Annotated in this window: 2 protein-coding genes; one reads left to right on the top strand and one right to left on the bottom strand. The window is 41.5% G+C overall.

What is annotated here, in order from left to right:
- Nucleotides 1-72 precede the first annotated feature (72 nt).
- Entirely contained in the window at nt 73-2,271 is a 2,199-nt protein-coding gene (locus tag QT992_RS33070; RefSeq protein ID WP_333378717.1) for a DNA/RNA non-specific endonuclease, read from the top strand.
- A gap of 140 nt (nt 2,272-2,411) precedes the next feature.
- On the opposite strand, the gene QT992_RS33065 is transcribed toward QT992_RS33070, so the two are convergent.
- Complete coding sequence (locus QT992_RS33065) at nt 2,412-3,371, bottom strand: pentapeptide repeat-containing protein (protein WP_333378714.1); 960 nt, start codon at nt 3,369-3,371, stop codon at nt 2,412-2,414.
- Between the last annotated feature and the right edge of the window lie 271 nt (nt 3,372-3,642).

Genomic DNA, 3,642 nt, shown 5'->3' with positions numbered 1-3,642 from the left:
GAAATTGTCCAGCGTTTGGGTACGTTTTTACCTGATGCTGGCGGTACGAGTCGAGCAAATCGCGACCTTCAGATGACGACAATTGACCCTTACGATTACGATGATAATTCTTTTGATGGGCATTTCCTTAACATTCAAGATCCGAAAATTAAGGTGTGGAATAACGTCACTTATGCTGACAATTACTACCAAACTAATGGTATTGGGAATACAATTAACGGGCGGGAACTTTCGGGAACGAACTGGAAAGCGGATTGGAATGTTTCACTCAATAATCTGGCTGGTTTTAGGCCGGATGATGGGGAAGGTGCTTCCCATCGGGCTGCTTTGGCTTGGTATGCGGGGACTGCTAATCTCAATGAAAGTCAGTTTCCTTCGGAGAATGGCGAAACAATTTACCGTCGCTTGGGTGATTTGGAGCAAAATAATATTGCTGACGTTACTAAGACTTGGTATACTCCTGACCATACTAATGCTAGTTTTACTCAGGGCGATACTAAAGCTCCTTGGGAAGGAATTGGTACGGGTTGGTTCCACTCTGTTTTAGGGGGAGGTTCTGAATTTCGCCCGTATGATTTGGATGGATATAAGTTTAGCCTAGACGAGATTCAGGAGTTCGGCTACCCCAACGGTTGGAAAAACTATTTAGAAGGCAAGCGAGTTTCAGTGACAGAAGATAACACCCCAATACCTGCAATGCGGGGTGATTTTGCAGTTCCTACGCTCTTTAATGGCAATTTTGATGCGATCGCGGCTAAACTAGATTCGCAACCCATTCCCGCTTGGTCTTTGTACAATGGCGATAATAAGTCTGTGTTGCAAAGCTCCTTGGTGAATGCGATCGGGTCTAATTCGGGTTCAACCAATTACGCTTTGGAGCTCAAATCAGGTGAAAGCATTACACACAACCCTTTTGTTATACCGGATTGGGGGAACTTGCGGTTCGATGTTCATGCCCCAGTTGCTAGTGGTAAACTGCGTGTTACACTCGAAACAATTGATGGTAATTTTCAAGAGATAAACGAAATAGACCTGGGCAAAGGACTTCAAATACCTACACCTAGCGGTATGACTAATGTTTCTCAGGTTACGAACGCCTACTTAAATAACGTTAATGCAGTAGGATTTGGTCGAGACGGTTTTGAAACTTTCCAGATGAACTTGCCAACTAACAATGATGTCACAAAACAGTATCGAGGTCAACCAGCTACTTTGAAGTTTGAATTAGAAGGGGGTGAATCAGTTTACCTAGATAATGTTTTCTTTAAGAGCGATTCTCTGAATTTTGGTAATCCCACTGAAGCTAGATGGGATATCAGCGAACCTGCTCAAAATCCATATCAAACCAATTTATTGCTTGAGAAGCCACAGTACACATCGTCTTATAATGCTGTTACTGGATTACCTAACTGGGTTAGTTGGCAAGTTGACAATACTTGGAGTAAGCGATTCGTCGGTCGCACTGGAGATCAATTTATCGTTGACCCCGACTTACCTAATAACCCTAACTTCCCAACTTGGCCTCGCATTGATGGGACGATGTATCAAGGTAGTGGACTTGATAAAGGTCATCTTGTCCCTGATAAAGATAGAAATAGAAACCAGAAAGATGCTCTTGCTACCTACATGAGCACAAACTTAATCCCGCAAGCAATAGACAATAATCGACTGTTCCGCAATAACACAGGTAGCTTCGACCCAGACATCTCGCCTGCATGGTCTGCAATAGAATCAGGATTAGTTGACCAGCTAATATTTGATTACAACAAAAAACTTGATATTACTGCTGGTGTTTTTGATACTAAACAACAGAATTGGTCTATCCAGCCAAAAACTAGAGCACCTGAAGCACTTACGGAAGCGCAAAATCAGGGAAATACAAATCCTGCAAATTTAGAAGCTAACGGAATTCGCATTCCTGGGTGGACATGGAAAACAATCTTGGTTTCCAACAAATCAAATCTTGGGGTACAAGATATTCTTGGCAGTTACACCTACATTACGCCCAACATACCAGAACCTTACACGAACTGGAGCGGGCAACCAGCAGTCCCGAATCCACTTAATCAACTGTTAGGTGAAAACCGCGATCCCATAACAAGTGCCGAACAATGGCGAAGACCAAATACATGGCGAATTTCTATTAATCAGCTTGAAAATTTGCTGAATGCTCAGGGTTCTGACAAGGTTTTTAACTTTTTGTCAAATCTTCCTGAAGATGTTCGGAATCGAATTAAACAACAGAGCGATTTCCAGTTTCCACCTCCCTAAGTCTAACTTGCTTGGGATTTACGCAGAACTATTATTAAATAGATTGAGGAGGTATCTAAATGTTCAAAACATTAGTGTTCTCTCAATGCTCTGCGTAAGTCCTATTTTATTCAACAGATATATCTCACATGGCAACTTTTTCAAAATCTATCATTCCTAATCTTTTGCGGGCGTTCCCGCCACCGTTCACTAGAATTGATCGGACCAGGGATAAATTCTCCAGTTACCCAAGTGGTGTTACAGAAATACATATCTTCTTCAACACCAAAGAATTCTTGAATACCCTCAAGATTACTTCCTGTAAAGTCGGGAGCATACATATCAAATAATTCTAAGTATGCACCTCTAAGATCGCAGTAAATTATTTGAGGATTGCGCCATTCGCAGTTAATTAAATGGGTATTTCTCAAATCACTAAAAACAATCCGTTTAATCCCACCAAAATTACAATCAGTCAATTTAGCGCCGACCAAATTCACGTGACTCAAACAATATCCTCCTAAAAATTTAACGCCAGATAAACTAACATTACTTAGATCGACTTCATGCAAAACTAGATCCCGAAACTCTCTTTCGCCTTTTTCATAAAGTCTGAGAAATTCCTGAACGTCTGTTAGTCTGTGAGAGTCAGTTTGTACCTGACCATTAGGCATAATAGTTTGACAAAAAATAGTATCTTTTGTCGTTTTAATGTCAGTAATATTAGCTCCTGTTAGATTAGCTCCAATGAGATCGGCACCACTCAAATTAGCACCAATTAAATCAGCATTAGTTAAGTCAGCATTAGTTAGGTCTGAATTAGTTAAATGAGCATTTCTGAGATTGGCTCCTCTCAAGTTAGCATTGAGCAGGAAAGCCGATCCTAAAGAAACTTTTTCCATATTGGCATCGCTCAGATTGGCGTTAATTAGGCGAGTCCGCCCCACATCGAAACTAGCCCATCTCAAATCGGCCCGGCTGAGATTAATATCAATGAAACAAGGCCAGCCAAGACAAGCGTATTTTAAATCAATCCCTGTAAAGTTTCGCTCTCCGGCTCTATACCGTTGAATCATATCAGCTCCAGCGATGCGTCCCTTGGCAATTTCTTGAAGACTCATAATTATTGTCTAAATTAGTTTACATCTTGAATTATATAGCAACATAAGGAATTCCCAGCGTCACAGCAACTTTAAATGTACCGACATTATTCCCAGCAGACCCCTTCGCACCTCCAGTGCTTCAAGGAGCTGAATTTAAGTTGGAAAATGGCTCCCCAACAGTCGTGCTGACAGGCAGCAATTTCCTCAATAATTCCAATGATTTGGGCGGTGAATTTGAGGATTTAACTGTCAGCTTCCGCGTCGGCGACAAAACTTATCCGGGCATTTT

The sequence above is a fragment of the Microcoleus sp. T3_D1 genome, assembly GCF_036700405.1.
Taxonomy (GTDB): domain Bacteria; phylum Cyanobacteriota; class Cyanobacteriia; order Cyanobacteriales; family Microcoleaceae; genus Microcoleus.
The sequence above is the reverse complement of the archived record's forward strand: the minus strand, read 5'-3'. Positions and strand labels throughout refer to the sequence as shown.

Coding starts and splice junctions, on each gene's coding strand:
- QT992_RS33070 (WP_333378717.1), top strand. CDS start 73: ATGACGACAATTGACCCTTACGATTACGATGATAATTCTTTTGATGGG.
- QT992_RS33065 (WP_333378714.1), bottom strand. CDS start 3,371: ATGAGTCTTCAAGAAATTGCCAAGGGACGCATCGCTGGAGCTGATATG.